Here is a 19,117-nt window from a genome sequence, read left to right as displayed (position 1 = left end):
GACGCTACTAAATGGGTGTTATTGGGTGTAATATTGGTTGCATGCTTCGATCCGACACCCTACAAATTACTCCCGAGATCCTGAGCCTGATCGCTCGGATAGACGAGTTCAAAGGCGCTTGGCGCGCTCTAGGCACGCTTGCGCCTGACCGTCTGTCGGCATTGCGCCGGGTTGCCACCATTGAGAGCATCGGCTCGTCCACCCGTATCGAGGGTAGCAAGCTCTCTGACCGCGACGTGGAAAAGCTACTCTCCAACCTGGCGATCCAGTCTTTCGAGACGCGTGACGAGCAGGAAGTTGCCGGCTACGCCGAGCTCATGGACCTGGTGTTCAGCTCGTGGCGGGACATCCCGTTCAACGAAAACCACATCAAGCAGTTGCATCAGATCCTGTTACGTCACAGTGAGAAGGACACCCGGCATCGGGGCCAATACAAAACCAACTCAAATAGCGTGGCCGCCTTCGATGAAAACGGGGCGCAAATCGGTATCGTGTTCGAGACGGCGACACCGTTTGACACGCCACGCCTGATGGCCGAACTGGTGACCTGGGTGAATCAGGAGCGTGATAAGGCTCAACTGCATTCGCTGCTGATCATTGCCATCTTCGTGGTGGTTTTTCTCGAAATCCACCCGTTCCAGGATGGCAACGGTCGGCTTAGCCGCGTGCTAACGACACTACTCCTGATCCAAACGGGCTATGCTTACGTGCCGTACAGCTCGCTTGAAAGCGTGATTGAGATAAACAAGGAAGCCTATTACCTGGCCCTGCGACAGACACAAGGCACGATCCGCACCGACGCCCCCAACTGGCAGCCGTGGCTGGTGTTTTTTCTGCGGTCGCTGGCCGAGCAGGTGCGCAGATTGGAGAAGAAGGTCGAGCGCGAAAAAATCGTCCTGGCCGCCTTGCCAGTGCTGTCACTGCAAATCGTCGAATTGGCTCGCGAGCACGGCCGCGTCACGATTGGCGACGCCATCAAGCTCACCGGGGTCAGCCGCAACACTTTGAAGCAGCATTTCCGAAACTTGGTAGAGCGTGGTTACCTGGGGCAGCACGGCAGCGGGCGGGGTGTTTGGTACGAGCTGCGCTGATCAGGAGATCGGACCCCGGTTCGATTGTGAATCGCGCAATCGAACCAAATCACCATGCAAAGCCTTACCTCGTTTTTTCTGCTCAAGGGTATTGAGCACCCTCACGGGTTCGTATCAGCGCCAGCAGGACATACGCGACTGTCGCCAATGCGGCGTATGCGCGCGCCCTGTCCCAAGCCATCGCCTTTTGATACTTTGTATGGCGAATTCGGCAGTTTGAATTTCTGCAGGTAGCCAACGAGCGCATCAATATCCTGGGGGCCGCCAGTCCGGTCACGGCCTTTGACGAAAGTTGAAAATCCATCGCCGCCGGATGCCAGGTAGCTGTTCACGGTCACGCGATAAGAGGCATCGGGCTGCGGCAGCCTGCCAGATGGATCGACCAGAATCTCGGTCTTGCCATTTACTTCCAGCCTGGCGTCGCTGATCCGGCTGCCGCACGCCGCAGCACCGTTCCACGTAAAACTGAAGCCACGCGACGGCAACAGGATGCGCGTTGCACTTGGCGACTGCCCACCGCAGCCGGCGAACTGCTCCTCCAGCACTTCCTTTATCCCTTGTGCCGTCAGTGTCATTGTCACCAGGCTGTTGCCGAACGGTTGCATCGCAAATGCTTCCGCGTACGTCACGCTGCCATCACCCTCGGACCCGCTTTGGCGAAAGACGAGGCCGGGATGACGCACCCCACCGCCGTTCATGAAGGCGATGTCAGCCCGGCCTTGCGCGGCAGCCGCATCAATCTGGGCGTCAGCAATCATGCTCCCTGCGGTCATGTTGCATGCGCCATCAACGCGTGCGCTAGTGACATCGGCGGCGACCGATCCAATGACACGATTGGCAATTGGGGCGGCAAGACGCTGGTACGCTGCGACGATGGAAGCGACGGCAGAATCGGCAGGCAATTCGGCTTCATTACGTGCGACAAGCCGGTTCACCGCATGCACATGCATGATATCGCGGGATTTTCGGTCGATGCGCACGTCGATGTCCGTCAGCACGCGTCCATAGGCGCCTGCGCTGGTCACCGGAATTGCCCGGCCCACGGCATTGGGCAGCCGGCATCGATAAGCGGCATGTGTATGGCCGCTGATCACCAGATCGACCGCGTCATCCAGCCGGGCGACAATTTGTGCAACTGGCGAGCCTTTCAGGTCACCTTCACAGCCATTGATATCTTGCAGGCTGCCCGACTGCACGCCGCCTTCGTGCAGCAGGACGACGACCGCATCGATACCTTGTGCGCGTAACTGCGGCATCAAGGCATTGATCGTCTGCGCCTCGTCCCGGAATTCCAGTTCGCCGATACCCTCGGGAGAAACGATCGCTGGCGTCCCCTTCAACGTCATGCCTACAAAGGCGATTGGTACGTCACGGAAATGCTTGACAGCATATGCGGGAAGAATCGTCTCGCCGCTTGCTTTATTGAAGACGTTTGCCGCCAGCCATTGAAACTTCGCGCCTTCGAAAGGCACCGGCGTACCGACCTCGGTGCCTTTGCAGGAATGCGCATCGAGAACGCCGTCTTGCATTTTGCAGCCGCCTTTTTGCAACCGCAGTAGCTCTCGCCATCCCTTGTCAAATTCATGATTGCCTACTGCGACGAATTCGAGACCGATCCGGTTGAGAGTCTCAACCGACGGCTCGTCGTGGAACAAGCCGGATACCAGCGGACTCGCACCGACGAAGTCGCCAGCGCCGACCACGACATTCAGCGCATTTCGGGATTTAATCCTGGCGACATGGGCTGCCAGCATATCGGCACCACCAACAGGCGTACGGTTGGCAAAAGGCGTGGCCGTATTTTCTGCAAAGCTCCCGGGCGATTCCAGGTGGCCGTGGTAATCGTTAAGTCCGATAATTTTCATCTCGAACCAATCCGGCGCCGGCGCGGGACTTGTGCAGGACTGCAGCAATGCTGCGCAGAAAATCGTCAGTTTCCGTAATGCATGTTTAGACAGTTTCATCAGTAAGCAATTGGAGTAGACCTGCCGCGGATTGTATCGAGCGCCGGTGACAATGCGATGACTCGGCAAGCACATCAGTTTGGCAAGGCGCAAATCATTCACCGTAGACAGCATGCATTTTTTCGGCACACGCCTGCCGAACTGCCATATGCATGCACCCGGATTGTTACCCATCCACCTTTACTGACCGACTACGCCGGATTCGTGCCGTCCCGCGGCACATGCAGGACTCACTGGAGAATCGTTTTGACCCAGATCTCGCCTACCACCGTCCTGCTTCTCCTGCTCGGTTTTTACGGAATTTCATTTCTGATGACCCTGATAATCGGCCGAAAAAATGAAAACGCCGATAACTATATGACCTCGAACGGTTCCATCGGGTTTGGCATGTAGGCAGCCAGATGATTCTGGCAATCTCCAACGTGCTGGGCAGCCTGATCGCCTGATGGTGAACTTCACGGCAGTCGGTGCGCTGGTGTCCATGCTGTCGCCCCTGAGTTTCATCCACGGCGTATTGATCAGCGGACTTGGCGTGTTGTCGTATACGCTCTGGTCAGGTTTCCGGGCCTCGGTGCTGACGGACTTCGCGCAATTGATTGCCATGATACTTGCCGCAGTCATCATCATTCCTGCGAACTTCTTTCAGCTGGGTGGGCCGGAAATCTTCGCGCAGGGCCTGCCCAGGCTCACCCTGGAGCAGGCCGATTTCTTTTCAAAGACGGCAATACTTGAACAAGGCGCGCCCTACTTTGTCGCAGTGCTGGCCTATGCCATCGGTAAGCAGACCATTGCGCAAAGATTATTTGCCATACGCGAGGACTTGATCAAGCCAACGTTCATTATGGCGACGATCGGTTACGGTTCCATTGTCATCGGTCTGGGCATGCTGGGTTTGCTTGCATTGTTTTCCGGCGAGACTCAGCATTCTTGGAATCCACCTCTGTTATTAGCAAAAAAGGACAAGAGAAAGCAAAAATCTCCAAGATCCGTGAACTGGCAATGCGTATATTCTGCACTAACTTTCTTCCAGCCCTTGGTCGTAAAACAGCAACCAAGAGACAGCAATACAGAAAACGAAAGTAGCATCAGGAGAACCGCATGTCGAACACCTTGCCCGCATCGCGCCAAGCCTATTACGGAGAGATCGCGAAGCACAACCTGTCACCTCTATGGGAATCGCTGCACGCGCTGGTGCCGAAGTCACCGCGCCCGCAGGCCGTTCCCGCGATCTGGAAATACGCACAACTGCGCGAACTTGTGATGGAGTCAGGCAGGGTCATCAGTGCGGCCGAAGCGATCCGCCGCGTGCTGATCCTCGAAAATCCTAGCCTACCAGGCAAGGCGAGCATCACGTCGAATCTGTACGCCGGCCTGCAACTAATTCTGCCAGGTGAGATCGCGCCAAGCCACCGTCACACCCAGTCGGCGTTGCGCTTCATCGTTGAAGGCAACGGTGCATGGACCGCCGTGGACGGCGAGCGTACAACAATGCATCCGGGTGACTTCATCATCACGCCCTCGTGGACGTGGCACGACCATGGGAACCCGGCCATCGAAGCAGGCGGAGAACCAGTCGTGTGGCTCGATGGTCTGGACATCCCGCTGCTCCAGCAGCTTGACGCAGGCTTTGCCGAGAACTTCCCCGAGGACATCCAACCGATCAACCGCCCGGAAGGCGACAGCTTCGCACGCTACGGCTACAACATGCTACCGGTACGCCACGAAGTGAAGAACGGCAATTCACCGATCTTTAACTACCCGTACGAGCACAGCCGCCAAGCTCTCGACACATTACAGCGCACTGGCGAACTCGACGCATTCGACGGCGTGAAACTGCGCTACGTGAACCCTGCCACCGGCGGCTATCCGATGCCGACGATGGCGACCTTCATGCAACTGCTGCCGAAGGGGTTCAAGGGCAAGGCTTATCGCAGCACCGAATCGACCGTATTCAGCGTAGTCGAGGGCAGCGGGACCGCGAAGATCGGTGAGCATACCTTCGCGTTCGCGCCGCGCGACGTCTTTGTCGCGCCGTCGTGGCAGCCGGTGCGTTTCGAAACCGACGAAGATGCTGTGCTGTTCAGTTACTCGAACCGCCCCGTGCTCGCCGCACTCGACCTGCTACGCGAAGAGCGCTTGTAATCGCCCCTCATTGGATCAATCGCGCGGCGCACTCCGCTCAGCGTGAACCCCTATTTAAATAGAGAGAAACAACATGGCACTCATTTTTCCACCCGAGGCTCCTATCGTCGCGCCTGTCGTCGGCACGAGCGATTCGATCGCGGTGCGCCGCGTCTATTGCGTCGGCCGCAACTACGCGGCGCACGCACGTGAGATGGGCTTCGACCCGGACCGCGAGCCGCCATTCTTCTTCTGCAAGCCCGACAACGCTGTGGTGCCGGTCGCCTATGACCAAGTGCTCACGCTCGACTACCCATCCGAGACGCAGAACTATCAATACGAAGCCGAACTTGTCACTGTGATCGGCAAGAGCGGTTCCAATGTACCGCTTGAACAGGCGCTGGACTACGTGTGGGGCTATGCGGTCGGTCTGGACATGACGCGCCGCGACCTGCAAATGAAGATGCGGGAAATGGGCCGCCCATGGGAAATCGGTAAGTCGTTTGATCGCTCGGCACCGCTTGGCCCGATCCATCCGGTCACAAGCGTCGGTCACTTCGAAATGGCTGACCTTTGGCTTAGTGTCAACGGCGACATCAAACAGAAGAGTGACGTCAAGCATCTGATCTGGTCGGTAGCCGAGACCGTTGCGTACCTGTCGCAGTTTTTCCGCCTTGAACCGGGGGATCTGATCTACACCGGCACGCCAGACGGTGTCGGTCCAGTCAAGCCAGGCGACACGATCAAGGTAGGCATCGAACGCTTGGGAGAACTCACTGTACGCATTGTGTGACGAAAGCCTGCTATGGAACTTTTTAGCTTTTTTAACAGTTCGGCTTCGTATCGGGTGCGTATTGCCCTTGGGCTCAAGGGCGTCCCTTTCGAATACCACCCTGTCAATATCCGAACGGGCGAGCATCGTCAGGCCCCTTATGTAGGAAGTCTCAATCCTTCGGCAAGTGTTCCTGCCTTGAAAGATGGTGACTTCAGTCTTGGTCAATCACTCGCAATAATCGACTGGTTGGATGCGCATTCTCCTGAGCCTCGACTGATTCCTCTCGATCCCGACGCACGCGCACGCGTACTGGAGTTGAGCTACCTCATCGCCTGCGACATACACCCTGTAAACAACCTACGCATCTTGAAATATCTGCAAGACGAGTTGAGAGTGACGCCCGCGCAGAAAGATGCCTGGTACCAGCACTGGATAGCCGAAGGCATGGCCGCAACGGAGCTACTGTTGCTGCTGGCGGAAAAGCACTACGGCGGACCGTGGTGCTTTGGCAAAGAACCCACGTTGGCTGATTGTTGCCTGATTCCGCAAATCGCCAATGCAAAGCGCTTTGGATGCGACTTGTCCCAGTATTCGCTGGCAAACGCCATTTATGTACATGCAATGGCGCATCCAGCCTTCATCCAGGCAGAACCAAAGAACCAACCTGACCATATCGCGCCTTGAGTGCGATCGGCTCTATTCCAGGAGGGGGAAACGATGCGAACAAGCAGACCACAACGTGTAGTCCAGTAATCCTGCTTAGAAAACTGTATTTATTAATGAAAAATGGAGACGAGTTATGACGGAATTAGTACAAGTTGAAGTCCTGGTAGTAGGTGCAGGTCCGGCGGGGGCTTCTGCTGCAGTTTTTCTTGGGAAGCAGGGAATCCGCACGCTGATGATCTCCCGCAATCGTGGCACAGCCGACACGCCGCGTGCGCACATCGTGAATCAGCGCACCATGGAAGTGTTCCGTGATGCCGGACTGGAGGCTGACTGCCTTGCCGTCGCGTCCCCTGCCGAGCATATTGCCAATACGTTTTTTCTGCGCGGTTTGGCCGGCGAGGAAATGGCCCGCCAGTGGGCTTGGGGCAATAACCCGGCACGCATGGGCGACGTACGCACGGCCAGCCCTTGCTCCTTCGTTGATTTTCCGCAGACCAAGATGGAGCCGATCTTCATCGCCGAGGCCACACGCTTGGGCGTCAACGTGCGTTACGATACGGAGCTGGTCTCGTTTGAACAAGACGATGAGGGCGTGACCGCGACACTGTTGGATCGCGTCAGTCAGCAGCAATTCTTGGTCCGCGCCAAATACCTGATTGGTGCAGACGGCGCGAACAGCCGTGTGGCCAATCAGCTTGGCTTGCCCCTGACTGGCAAGGAAGGGCTTGGGGCGGCCTACAACGTCCTGTGCGAAATGGATTTATCGGCATATACCGCGCACCGCAAGGGCTCGCTTTACCTGATTCTGCAGCCTGGCCTCGCGGAGTGGGCCGGGGTCGTCGTTTTCCGCATGGTCCACGCCTGGGACAAATGGCTTGTCTCAATCTATATCCCGCCTACCTACAGCGGCCCCGATGCCACGACAGAACAGCTCGTATCGCGCATTCGTCAAGCGATCGCCGACCCGGCGGCGGCAGATTTGCCGATCAAGGTGCTGAGCACATCGAAGTGGTCGATCAACGACATCCATGCCGAGAAAATCTCGGAGGGGCGTGTGCATTGCATGGGCGACGCAGTGCATCGCCATCCTCCGGCGGCGGCACTTGGCTCCAATACCTGCGTGCAGGACGGTTTCAATTTGGCGTGGAAGCTCGCTCTGGTGTTGAAAGGCAAGGCGCATCCGCGATTGCTCGATAGCTTCAACGCGGAACGCCAACCGGTCGCCAAACAGATCGTTGCACGTGCCAACTTGAGCATGTGGCAGGCGAACGGTCTGGCGGACTACCTTGGTGCCTGCCTTTTCAGCGCACAGACCGAGTCCGATGTGAACGGAAAGCTGGCAACGCGCGAAGGCCGCGAGGCTTTGCGGCAGCAACTTCTCGACACGCGTTATAACGGTGAAGCGCATGGCGTCGAGCTTACCCGCAACTATCATTCGGGCGCCATCGTCGGAGATGACACGCCGGAACCCGTGCCGGCACAAGACCCGGATCTTTACTATCAGCCTTCGACGCGGCCAGGTTCCGCATTGCCGCACGGATGGCTGGTGAATCGCAAACCCGGCCCGCTGGTTTCGACGCTGGATCTGGCGGGTAAAGGCAAGTTCCATCTCTTCTCCTCGCATGGTGGCAAAGGATGGAAGCAAGCAGCGAAGAACGTTTCGGAAAAATTCGGCGTCGACATCGGGGTTACCTTGGTTGGATCTGGCCTGGATTTCGAAGACCCCTACCTGGACTGGTCGAAGGTTCGTGGTACCGAGGACGATGGCTGCGTACTCGTGCGTCCCGATCTGATCGTCGGCTGGCGCCACCAGCAACTGCCGGGTGATCCGACAGAAGCACTATCGCAAGCCATGGCCAGCATTCTTGGTTGGTCGACCGCGGTTTAATCACACTGATCAAGGAGACATCATGAGCAATACGAATCTGATTACCCACCTGCGCCACGTGGGTTTTGCGATGCCGCAGCTAGAAGAACAACGTGCTTTTTACAGCAAGGAATGGGGCCTTACCGAAGTCGCGGAGAAAGATGGTGTGCATTACTTCGCTGCGGAAGGTTCGCCGGAGCCGTATGTCATCCGCTTGCGCAAGGACGATAAGAAGCGTGCGGACGTCATCAGTTTCGGCACCGCCACCCGGGAGAATGTCGATGCGTTGGCGAAGCAGTTGAAGCAAGATGGCGTCCAGCTCATCCATGAGCCGCGCGAACTTTCCGCACCTGGCGGCGGCTATGGCGTACGTCTTTTCGATCTCGATGGTCGTGTCGTCGAAGTCTCGGCTGACGTCGCGCCGCGCGAGTACCGCGACCTGGAGCCGGGCGAGTCGATTCCTGCGCGGCTTTCGCATTGCGTGATCAATTCGCCGAATCCACAAGCGACGGTGGATTGGTACGAGAAATGTCTTGGTTTTCAGGTGGTGGAGACCTTGCACATCCACGGCAACACCCTGATGTGGTTCATGCGTTGCAGCCATCCGCAGCACCATGTGTTAGCCGTGGGCAATGGGCCGCATGTGGCGATGCATCATGTCTCATTCGACATGCGTGGCATCGACGAATTCCTTCGTGGCGTCGGACGCTTACAGCGTGACGGCAAGGAGCTGATTTGGGGCCCGGGGCGTCACCAGACTGGCGACAACGCGTATGGCTATTTTCAGGATGCGGCAGGCAATACGGTCGAATACACCGCTGGCATGAGCCAGCTCGGCGATTCATGGACGGCAACGGAAGGTGACCTCTCCGATCCGGCTGTACTCGATGTGTGGGGCACTTCCAACGCCTGGGGTGAAAACGTCATGCGCAGCCACTTCAACACCCCGGACGAGGGTTTGTTCGTCGCTCCTCCACTCTAAGGAATGCAACAATGAAAACGCTCATCGCAAACGCACAGGTTTTCGACGGCAGCGGCAGCCCGCGACGCAAGGCTGATGTGCTCATCGACGGCAACCGCATCATGCGCATTGCCGACCACATCGACCGACCCGAGGGAAGCGATGTCCGGGTCATCGACGCTGCCGGCGCCACATTAATGCCGGGCCTGGTGGACGGGCACACCCACCTTGGCATCGGCTCCACTGTCGAGCACCGCTCGCCACGCAACGAACCGGAGGAGGAGCAGGCGCTCATCGTCAGCCACAACGCGCGGGTGATGCTTGACCACGGCTACACCAGTATCTACTCCGGCGGCAATCGTCGTCCGCGCGTGGAAGTCGCATTGCGCAAGGCGATCCGCGAAGGATGGATGCCCGGCCCGCGCATGCGCGCGGCATCGTGGGAAGTCAGCGCGGACACGATGAAGTCGCCATCCGCCACGCTCAATCCCAACTCCATAGAAGGCCACGTCGGTGCGAACGATCGCGCCCCGATTACCGATCAGGTCCGCAAGTTCGTGCACGACATGGCCGACGTCGGCGTAGACATCGTCAAGATGCCGATCACCGGCGAAAGCGCGCTCATCGAATACACCTCGCGCATACTTGAATTCAAAGAAGAAGAAGTGGCGGCGGCTGGTGAAGTCGCTCGCGAGCGAGGCGTGTGGCTCACTGCGCACGCGCATTCGCCGGAAGGCATCCAGATGGCAATTCGCCACGGCTTTCGCGCCATTTACCATGCGACCTACATGGATGACGAGTCCATCGCAATGGCCGCAAATGCAAAGGATCCGATCTTTATAGCGCCTTCGCCGGGAAGCCTGTGGATGATGGACAACATGGGCAAGCCACCGACGCCAGGCATGGAAGTCGATGTGGCGACCGCGAGCATTCGCGAAGTGGTGCCGAAGCTGCTCAAGGCTGGCATTCGCGTCGTGCCAGGGAGCGATTACGGTTTCGGTTTCAATCCCATCGGACTGAACGCGAAGGATCTCGAACTGTTCGTGGAATGGTTCGGCATGACGCCGGCTGAGGCGCTGCGCTCCGCGACCGAATACGGTGGTCAGTTGATGGGCATGGGCGATGAGCTTGGCCTGGTGCGAGAAGCTTATCTGGCCGATTTGCTGTTGGTCGAAGGTGACCCGACCAGTGACATCACGATTCTGCAAGATCCGGGGAACTTGTCGATGATCATGCAGGATGGCAACCTGTACAAGTTGGCGAGCAAGCGCAGCAGTGATCGTGCCACAACTCCGGTTGCTGCATGAGTGCAGCGGGGAGCACGGAGGACGCTTTTGTCCGCATTTCGACTGCCAGTGGATGTCTCGTTGGTAGAAGGTGCGGTCCTGTCAGTGTGTTTAAGGGCATTCCCTATGCAACGCCGCCGGTTGGCGCGCTGCGTTGGCGACCGCCGCAGCGCGAGCCGCGTTGGGAGGGGGAACGTCTGGCCCTCGAACCAGGGCCCGCACCAATCCAGGAGTTGCCTCCGCGGTCCTCATTGTTCTACCGGCTTAACAACGACGATGCCCGTGCGTTGGTGATGAGCGAGGATTGTCTGTATCTTAACGTATGGAGTCCGGAGCCTTCGCAGGGAGCCAAGCTGCCGGTGCTGGTGTGGATACATGGCGGCGGGTACAAAACCGGCCACGGCGGCCAGGATTTGTTCGATGGCAGCCGCCTCGCCGCACGCGGCATGGTCGTGGTGACAGTCAACATGCGTCTCGGCGCGCTCGGTTTTCTTTCGTTGCCGGAATTGGCAGCGGAAGATCCGCTTGGCGCATCGGGAAACTATGGTGTGCAGGACGTGGTTGCTGCACTGGGCTGGGTGCAAGACAATATCGCTTCGTTCGGGGGCGATGCGGCACGTGTAACCATCGCGGGCAACTCGGTGGGCGCCGCGACCGTGACCCACCTGATGGCCGCCCCTGCAGCACGTGGTCTGTTCCGGGCTGCCATCGGCCAGAGTTTGTCCGGAATATTCCGCCACGAACTTCGCATGACGCATCATGCAGAAGCCGCCGAGCGCGGCTGCGCAGCCGTATCTTCGCTGGGGCCTTCGCTTGAACAGCTTCGCGACCTGCCTGCGACGGCATTCCTGCGCATCGCGCCCCAGGGCGTCATTATCGACGGACGCCTGTTGAGCGAAGACACCACCGATGTCTTCATGGCAGGACGCCAGGCCAGGATCCCGCTGCTTGTCGGTTGGAACGCGGATGAAGGCAGTTTGTATGCCTCTTCGCGTGCCGTGGACGATCTGAAACTGACATCGCATTCCGAGCATGCACTAACAACGCTGAAGCATATCTATCCCCGCGCTTTTGACATGGACGGGCACGCAGATCGATGTGCGTTGGTCGGTGATCGCCGCTTTGTCTATCCGGTATGGCGGTGGGCACGCACGCACGCCGAAACCACGGGCGCCCCGACGTGGCTCTACAAATTCGAGCATCGGCTTCCCTTGCCAGATGACCTGCCGCCTCCGCCTGATGGTCAAGAGGAATACGGGACGTTCCACACAGCGGAGTTGCCCTATACCTGGGACAAGCTCGCTGCCCGACCGTGGGCGTGGCGCGACGCCGATCATGCCATTGCGAAAAATCTCGCAGATACCTGGGGCAGGTTTATTGCCATGGGCGACCCCAATGGCAATGGTCTGCCGAAGTGGGATCAGTTCGATGCATCGCATGAGGAGCATCTGATGGTGTTTGGCACGACAACGAAACCGGGATTCGCCTTACGCCGTGAGGCTTTTGACATATTCGACGAGATGTACTTTCGTGCGAAGCAGTGATTGAAAAGTAACCAACTGATGAAGAAGAGGAAGTCATGACCACCAATATCACGCATGCTGATAATTTCATCTCGTACGAGCAAAATTCCGTCTTGAATACTTTGCCGTTCGACCCCTACGCAGCGATCGTTGGACCGCGCCCGATCGGTTGGATGGGAACGAAGTCGAAAGAGGGAATTTCGAATCTTTCCCCGTACAGCTTTTTCAATGCGCTGAACCATCAACCGGCTTTGCTCGGCTTTGCCAGCATTGGCTACAAAGACACTGTCCGGAACATCGAGCAAACCGGTGAATTCACCTGGAACCTGGTTTCACGCGACATTGCGGCAAAAATGAATCAGTCCAGCGTTTCCGCGCCTCCAGATGTGGATGAGTTCATGCTGGCCGGGTTGACCAAGGCACCTAGCCGGCTGGTTGAGGCGCCCCGGGTAGCGGAATCTCCCGTCAGTCTTGAATGCCGACTCTCGGAAATCATCCGGCTCAAGAGTTCGCAAGGCAAGGAAGTGGATACCTGGTTCGTTTACGGTGAAGTCGTGTACGTCCACATTCGCAAGGATTTGCTGGTCGATGGTATTTACGACACGGTCAAAGGACGCCCTGTACTTCGCGGCGGTGGCCTATCCGATTTCTTCGAGATCATCGAAGCCAGCCGGTTCGCAATGATGAAGCCGGAAGACTACAAGCACAAGAAATAACCAGATGGGGACTATCGCGCTGTCGCGGCTCGATTCAGCGCACCGGCCGCCTCAATCATCCTCTGCTTGAGCCACTGGTGAGAGGGGAGCGTGTTACTCCGTTGATGCCAGCTAAGATAAAGGGTCACCTCCGGAACTGCGAACGGAAGCGAACGACTCGCCAGTGCACCTCGCGCATACGGGGTCTCAACGAATCGGGTCGGCAATACTGCGATCAGGTCGGAGTCGTGCAGGATGGGGGGGATCACTGAAAACTGGTTCACCGACAGCCGTATGTTTCGCTTGCGGCCCAAATTGGCAAGTGCATCGTCGATCATATTAGGCGCATCTTCATCTCCCGGTTCGTTGATCGCGATCTGCGGTGCAGCGCAAAAATCCTCCAGGGAAAGGTCGCCATCCAATAGCGGATGTCCGCGCCGGGCAGCGACCACAAATGTATCCGACCAAAGAGGCAGGGTTTGCAATACAGCTGCGCGAGCGGGTTCGACCCCGATCGCGAAATCGATCTCGCCCCGCATCAAGCGTGCAGCGGTCAGCGCCGGGTCATAGGGAACAAAGAAGAATGAAACCCCTGGCGCAAGCGAATGCACGGCGTGCGACAGATGTGGCGTCAGCAGGGATGCCGTAATGTCTACCAATGCGATCCGGAAGCGTTGGTTTGCATGCGCGGCATCAAAGACTTCCGGCTGCATCGAAGCATGTAGATCCTTAATGGATTGATGGATCGAGGCCCATAGCGCCAGGGCACGCGGGGTGGGACTCACGCCGCGCGCCGCCTTGACGAACAACTGATCCTGAAACTGCCTGCGCAGTCGGTTCAACGCATTGCTCACTGCGGACTGCGTCATGTCAAGACGTTCGGCAGCACGGGTTACGTGGCGCTCGGTCATGACAACATCAAAAACATAGAGAAGATTCAGGTCAACCTGTTCACGTGTCATTGCCGGTGCCGCAGAAAGAATCCCCTGTGCTTTGCTTGCCATATCCATCGTGTCTCCGTAATCACCCTTGGTGATGATAATTATATTTCTCAGTCGATTGATTGATGATGCGAGTGTACCTAACATGATTACCTTCGACAAGCCGAACAACGAGGAGATAAGGCGCTATGAGAGAAATTTACGACGTTGCCATTGTTGGCTATGGCCCGGCAGGTGAGGTCCTGGCATCAACATTAGGCGCTGCAGGGGCGCGCGTTCTCATAGTGGAACGTTGGCCACAACCTTATCCGCTACCACGCCTTACCACGCTTGATGGCGAAGTGTGCCGCGTTATCCAGGCAACGAGCACGAATATCGACGCCGCATTTGAAGGAACACTGGTCCAGGAGTCCTGCAAATTCGTCGATGCAGATGGCGAACCGGTTTTAGTAGTCCCGTTCCCTGGCAAACTCGGCGGATGGCCAAGCCGTGTATCGATGTTCCAGCCAGACTTTGAAAAGGCAATATTGGACAAAGTCGATTCGATGCCAAATGTTGAATTGCTCCGCGGCTGGGAAGCTGCGGAGCTCTGGCAAGATGACGAGTTTGCCCACCTGACGATTAGCCCGCTTGATCGGGCCACGGCCGGGGCCGGTCCTCGTACGATTCAAGCCAGATATCTGGTCGGTTCTGATGGCGCGCGGAGCTTTGTACGTCAGATGCTCGGGGTTGGCATGCATGATTTCAATATGCATCAGCGCTGGCTCAACTTCGATGCCGAGAATCTGCGCCCTCTTCCACCACATCTCATGTCCCTGAAAATCTTCATGGATCCTGAACGGCCCCATATGCATATGCCGATAGGCAAGCACAGGCTGCGTCTGGAATTCCGCGTGATGGAAGGTGAGAATGACGAGCAGATGACCAATCCAACCGTCGCCTGGGAATTCATGGCACGCAAGCACGGGATTGGCCCGGAGGACGTGCGCATTCTCCGTCAGGTGGTCTATCACTACCGTACTCGTCTGGCAATGGAATGGCGGGTTGGACGCGTGTTCCTGGCCGGCGATGCCGCGCACACCATGCCTCCCTATATGGGCCAAGGCGCATGTTCCGCAATTCGGGATGGACGCAATCTTGGCTGGAAGCTCAACGAAGTTCTCGCCGGCAGGAGTTCGGAGTGCTTGCTCGATGAATATCGCGCCGAACGTGAACCACATGCCAAAGCTATCGTGATGGCATCCGACATGCTGTCCCACATGGTCAATATCACCGCCCCCGAGAAGGCGGCAGAACGCAACATGAATATGCGGCTAAAGGGTGAGGCGCAGCCGCCGGATTTACCCAGCCTGTCGACTGGCGTCGTGCATCGTGAAAGCGATGGAACCATCGCCGCACCGAGCGGCACCTTTGCCCCACAAGGCATCCTGCGTCGCAATGACCATGAAGGACGCGGCGACGACATTCTCGGCGGCACGTTCCAACTGTGGAGCCGGAGCGACCCGAAAAGTTTCCTGAGCAGCGCCGAGCGCTGCTGGCTAAAGCTGATCGACTGTTCGATTGCTGTCTTCGATCAGCCAGATTCTGCCAACGCAGTCGAAGACGTCGAAGGTGTCTATCGCGACTTTCTCAATCGCCACGACGTGGATGTGGTCATTATCCGCCCGGATTTCTATGTCTTCGGTGCAGGCAGACAGGACCAGGTCTCTGCTCTGCTCCAGGAATTGGCACAACGCCTCCACAGCACACTCACCCCGGACCAGTTGCTTGAATCCGTTTAAGGAGTACTACGATGGCATATAAGGTCGGCGGGCTACGCTTGGCCCAACCATTCCGCATTCGCCGTGTTGGTCATTTCGGCTATCACACTCCCGACCTGGCGGGCACGCTCGGGTTCCTCACTCGCCATCTCGGACTCGTCATCAGCGATGTCGAGGACTTTTCATCGAAGGTCCCGCAGCTGCCAAAAGAGCATGGATCAGGTTACTTTCTGCGGTGTGGCACGGATCACCACACCATCGTGATCGGCAGCCAGATGCTGGTGGACACACGAGAGCCGAATCGCAAGGGGGCTATTGTCGGCCAGATTTCCTGGCAGGTCGGCAGCCTGCAGGAAGTTGTCGATGGCGTGTCCTATCTCGATCGGAAAGCACGCATTCGACGGATCGGGCGCGACGCGCCGGGCTCGAATTGGCACGCATATGCATACGACCCGGACGGATATATCAACGAAGTATTTTATGGGATGGAGCAGATCGGCTGGGATGGCTACAGCAAGCCGAAGTCAATGTATGGCCGGGCATTTCATGAATGCCCGTCATTGCCACAAATCCCGGAATATGAAGAGGTTCAGGATGCGCTGGACAGCGGCGACCAATTAGCCGGGTTCCGGCCAGTCCTGGAGCAGACGGCGAGCTACTCCGTCGATGGGATCCTGATGCCGCGCCCGTTCAAGCTCACCCGCCTGGGCCGGATTACGCTGTTCGTGGAAGATCTCGATGTTTCGGTCGCATTCTATCGTGACGTCATGGGCCTGCAGCCATCGGAGAAAGTAAAAGTAGGCGAACACACTGCCGTCGTCATGCGAGCCGGCGATGAACACCACACACTGATGTTGCTGCCTGCGGCGTTAAAGGCAAGTCTCGGCTTCGCTGCGGCCATCGGATTCGAAGCAGCCAATTACCAGCAGCTACGCGAAGCTTACCAGTACATGCAGCAGCAAGGCATTCGGATCCTTGACCTCCCCGCCGAGATTTCGCCGGGTGTTCATTATGGCTTCTGGGTACAGGGTCCTGACCAAATCGCGGTTCAGATCTTCTACGGTATGGATCGGGTGGAACGCGACGGCAGCGCACCTCAGCCAACAACTACCCCCCTCCCCCCGGACTCATGGCCAGACGCTATCGCCCATGGAGACTCCGGGTGGTATGAGCTGCCATACATGGGCCCGATGGCTTAAGGAGATTACTGTGTCATTTCTTAACGTACCTGGCGCACAACTGTATTACGACGTGAGTGGTGAAGGGCTTCCCCTGGTGTTTGTGCATGGTGCCGGCGCCAACTCCACGGTGTTCTTTCAGCAGGTTGCGCATTTCAACAAGCAGTACCGGGTAATTTGTCTCGATATGCGTGGCTTTGGCCGCTCATATGCGGATCCGGAGAGTTTCCATCCTCGCCAGTTCAGTGAGGACCTCGCCCGCATCCTTGATGTTGAGGTGGATGGACCAGTTGTTGCAGTTTGTCAGTCGATGGGTGCATGGGCCGGCCTCCCGCTGGCGGTCCGTGAACCGGATCGGTTTCACGCATTGGTATTGTCAGGTTCGCCAACGCCTGCCTATGGGCCGCATCACAAGGTACTTGAGGTAGTGTCGGAGCGATTCCGGCGCGTTGCAGCGGGCGAAAAGGTGCCGCCGCAAGACTTGGGTTTCAGCGAGCATTTTGTGCGCGAGCATCCGGAATTGATCGCGCTGTATCAGATGTTAGCCCGTATGAACCAGAAGCTGGATCTTTCCACCATCACCGATCCGGAGCTGCGCCTGATGCCGGAACACTTCATTGACTATCAGATTCCTACATTGGTCATGGGAGGATTGCAAAACAAACTACTTGGCCCAAACACCCACATGGTGGCAGCAAGCTGCATTCCGGGCGCGCAAGCCTACACCTTCACTGAGTCGGGACACTCATCATATTTTGAAGAGCCGGAGCACTATAACCGCGTCGTCGAAGAATTCCTGCACGCGAATGGGCATGCTCCATCAAACAAGGAATAACTACATGCTTAACAAGACTTCGTTGTCTTTAAGGGACGCCATCTATCTTGTGGACGCGGCACGATCGGCGGCAGAAGCGCTCAAGTTGCCGGTATCGATTGTTGTTGTGGACGCAAGCACCTATATGCAAGCCATGGTGCGGATGGACGGCGCCCCGCTGATGAGCGCGCAAGGCGCCTTTGACAAGGCGCGTACTTCCGCTGAAGGCGGACACCCGACGACTTTCTTCGAAAAACCTCTCAATGAAGGCCGGTTTTCGATGTTGAAGCTGCCCCATACACCAATTGAAGGCGGGCTTCCCGTCATGGTCAATGGCGAATGCGTCGGTGCAGTAGGTGTGGCGGGAGCACCACCACATCTTGACGCGAAAATTGCCGAGAGTGCTATTTCACTGTTTCAAATCAATTCAGGAGAACATCAATGAAATTACTTAGTTTCCGTGTTGCTGGTACAACTTCTTGGGGTGCGGTCGTAGGCGATGGCATTGTTGACTTGGGGCGCCGCAGCGGGTTCGCCACTCTGCAACAAGCCATCGAAGCCGATGCCCTGCCGACGCTTGCAGGCTTGCTTCAAAATGGGCAACCCGAGCACCGCCTGGAATCGGTTGAACTGCTTGCCGTCATTCCAAATCCGCCTAAGATCTTCTGCGTCGGAACAAATTATCACGATCATCGTATTGAGACTGGCCGCGAGGTACCGGAGAAGCCGGTGATTTTTTCGCGCTTCGCTAATTCACAGGTGGGACACGGCCAACCTCTGCTTCGGCCGCGTGAGTCCGAACAATTCGATTTTGAAGGTGAAATTGCAGTGATCATTGGTCGCCGCGGCCGGCGCATTTCGGAGGAGCAGGCCTGGGATTATATAGCCGGCTATGCACCTTACTGCGACGCCACGATTCGTGATTGGCAGCGCCATACTCACCAGTGGATTCCCGGGAAGAATTTTCCGGCAACGGGCGCATTCGGGCCGTGGATGGTTACCCGCGACGAGATTCCAGATGGCGCTGACCTGAGCCTTGTGACCCGCCTCAACGGACAAGAGGTCCAGCGCTCAAGTGCAGCGCTCATGATTTTTTCGATCCCCGCAATCATCGCTTACTGTTCCACGTTTACCGAACTCGAACCGGGCGATGTCATCGTGACCGGTACGCCAGGCGGTGTGGGCGGAAAGCGCACGCCACCCTTGTGGATGAAGCCCGGCGACACGATTGAGGTGGAAGTCGGTCAAGTCGGTACGCTGCGCAATATCGTGCGAGACGACACTGCTTACTCATGAGTCGCCAACTTAGACGACAGTTCCAGCCGTTTCCCTGCGGCGAGAGAGGATTCAAGTCGTCTTATTTACCGATTTGTGAGTAAGCATGGAGACAGATCAGCAACCACAATAAGGCTGCGATCGAGTAGGGAGCGAGGTCACCCTCGCCGCCACCGGGTCACCGGAGGCAGTCACCCGCC

General features: G+C 57.4%; 16 protein-coding genes and 1 pseudogene. 15 read left to right on the top strand and 2 right to left on the bottom strand.

All coding sequences use genetic code 11. The features are described from left to right. Positions 1–41: 41 nt before the first annotated feature. Positions 42–1,091 (top strand): Fic family protein, encoded by a 1,050-nt coding sequence (locus D3878_RS22520; RefSeq protein WP_119787504.1) that lies wholly within the window; start codon positions 42–44, stop codon positions 1,089–1,091. Between the two features lie 101 nt (positions 1,092–1,192). Here D3878_RS22520 and D3878_RS22515 read toward each other — a convergent pair whose 3' ends face one another. Beyond that, positions 1,193–2,956, bottom strand: coding sequence for a bifunctional metallophosphatase/5'-nucleotidase (locus D3878_RS22515; RefSeq protein WP_233556435.1), 1,764 nt, complete (start codon positions 2,954–2,956; stop codon positions 1,193–1,195). A gap of 339 nt (positions 2,957–3,295) precedes the next feature. Here D3878_RS22515 and D3878_RS22510 point away from each other — a divergent pair. The 9 genes and pseudogenes from D3878_RS22510 to D3878_RS22470 all read left to right on the top strand — a co-directional run. Continuing rightward, positions 3,296–3,968 (top strand): annotated as a pseudogene (locus D3878_RS22510) (sodium:solute symporter family transporter); the annotation flags it as partial. A 185-nt stretch (positions 3,969–4,153) separates the two neighbouring features. Further along, positions 4,154–5,197, top strand: coding sequence for a gentisate 1,2-dioxygenase (gtdA, locus tag D3878_RS22505; RefSeq protein ID WP_119787502.1), 1,044 nt, complete (start codon positions 4,154–4,156; stop codon positions 5,195–5,197). Positions 5,198–5,270: 73 nt separating this feature from the next. After that, on the top strand, positions 5,271–5,969 hold the full coding sequence (locus D3878_RS22500) for a fumarylacetoacetate hydrolase family protein (RefSeq protein ID WP_119787501.1): 699 nt from the start codon (positions 5,271–5,273) through the stop codon (positions 5,967–5,969). A 12-nt stretch (positions 5,970–5,981) separates the two neighbouring features. Next, positions 5,982–6,635 (top strand): maleylacetoacetate isomerase, encoded by a 654-nt coding sequence (maiA, locus tag D3878_RS22495; RefSeq protein WP_119787500.1) that lies wholly within the window; start codon positions 5,982–5,984, stop codon positions 6,633–6,635. 115 nt (positions 6,636–6,750) lie between these two features. Further along, positions 6,751–8,505 (top strand): FAD-dependent monooxygenase, encoded by a 1,755-nt coding sequence (locus tag D3878_RS22490; RefSeq protein WP_119787499.1) that lies wholly within the window; start codon positions 6,751–6,753, stop codon positions 8,503–8,505. A 22-nt stretch (positions 8,506–8,527) separates the two neighbouring features. Beyond that, positions 8,528–9,466 (top strand): VOC family protein, encoded by a 939-nt coding sequence (locus tag D3878_RS22485; RefSeq protein ID WP_119787498.1) that lies wholly within the window; start codon positions 8,528–8,530, stop codon positions 9,464–9,466. An 11-nt stretch (positions 9,467–9,477) separates the two neighbouring features. Continuing rightward, entirely contained in the window at positions 9,478–10,752 is a 1,275-nt protein-coding gene (locus D3878_RS22480) for an amidohydrolase family protein (protein ID WP_119787497.1), read from the top strand. Continuing rightward, a complete protein-coding gene (locus tag D3878_RS22475) occupies positions 10,749–12,275 on the top strand; it encodes a carboxylesterase/lipase family protein (protein ID WP_119787496.1) in 1,527 nt (508 codons plus the stop codon). The genes D3878_RS22480 and D3878_RS22475 overlap by 4 nt, the downstream gene beginning before the upstream one ends. A 35-nt stretch (positions 12,276–12,310) precedes the next feature. Continuing rightward, complete coding sequence (locus D3878_RS22470) at positions 12,311–12,970, top strand: flavin reductase family protein (RefSeq protein WP_119787495.1); 660 nt, start codon at positions 12,311–12,313, stop codon at positions 12,968–12,970. Between the two features lie 11 nt (positions 12,971–12,981). Here the strand turns inward: D3878_RS22470 and D3878_RS22465 are convergent, their stop codons facing one another. Beyond that, positions 12,982–13,959: a LysR family transcriptional regulator gene (locus D3878_RS22465; RefSeq protein ID WP_233556434.1), complete on the bottom strand. Its 978-nt coding sequence runs from the start codon at positions 13,957–13,959 to the stop codon at positions 12,982–12,984. A gap of 119 nt (positions 13,960–14,078) precedes the next feature. Here D3878_RS22465 and D3878_RS22460 point away from each other — a divergent pair, with 119 nt between their 5' ends. The 5 genes from D3878_RS22460 to D3878_RS22440 are packed head-to-tail and all read left to right on the top strand — an operon-like array spanning position 14,079 to position 18,938. Further along, a complete protein-coding gene (locus D3878_RS22460) occupies positions 14,079–15,671 on the top strand; it encodes a bifunctional 3-(3-hydroxy-phenyl)propionate/3-hydroxycinnamic acid hydroxylase (protein WP_119787493.1) in 1,593 nt (530 codons plus the stop codon). An 11-nt stretch (positions 15,672–15,682) separates the two neighbouring features. Then, positions 15,683–16,849 carry a VOC family protein gene (locus tag D3878_RS22455; RefSeq protein ID WP_119787492.1) on the top strand — a complete coding sequence of 389 codons (1,167 nt, stop codon included), beginning with the start codon at positions 15,683–15,685 and terminating at the stop codon, positions 16,847–16,849. A gap of 10 nt (positions 16,850–16,859) precedes the next feature. Beyond that, positions 16,860–17,663: an alpha/beta fold hydrolase gene (locus D3878_RS22450; RefSeq protein ID WP_158592360.1), complete on the top strand. Its 804-nt coding sequence runs from the start codon at positions 16,860–16,862 to the stop codon at positions 17,661–17,663. A gap of 4 nt (positions 17,664–17,667) precedes the next feature. Continuing rightward, complete coding sequence (locus D3878_RS22445) at positions 17,668–18,087, top strand: GlcG/HbpS family heme-binding protein (protein ID WP_158592359.1); 420 nt, start codon at positions 17,668–17,670, stop codon at positions 18,085–18,087. Continuing rightward, on the top strand, positions 18,084–18,938 hold the full coding sequence (locus tag D3878_RS22440; RefSeq protein ID WP_119787489.1) for a fumarylacetoacetate hydrolase family protein: 855 nt from the start codon (positions 18,084–18,086) through the stop codon (positions 18,936–18,938). Before D3878_RS22445 ends, D3878_RS22440 begins: the two co-directional genes overlap by 4 nt. Positions 18,939–19,117 lie beyond the last annotated feature (179 nt).

Origin of the sequence: Noviherbaspirillum sedimenti (assembly GCF_003590835.1) — a bacterium.
Classification (GTDB): domain Bacteria; phylum Pseudomonadota; class Gammaproteobacteria; order Burkholderiales; family Burkholderiaceae_D; genus Paucimonas; species Paucimonas sedimenti.
The sequence above is the reverse complement of the archived record's forward strand: the minus strand, read 5'-3'. Positions and strand labels throughout refer to the sequence as shown.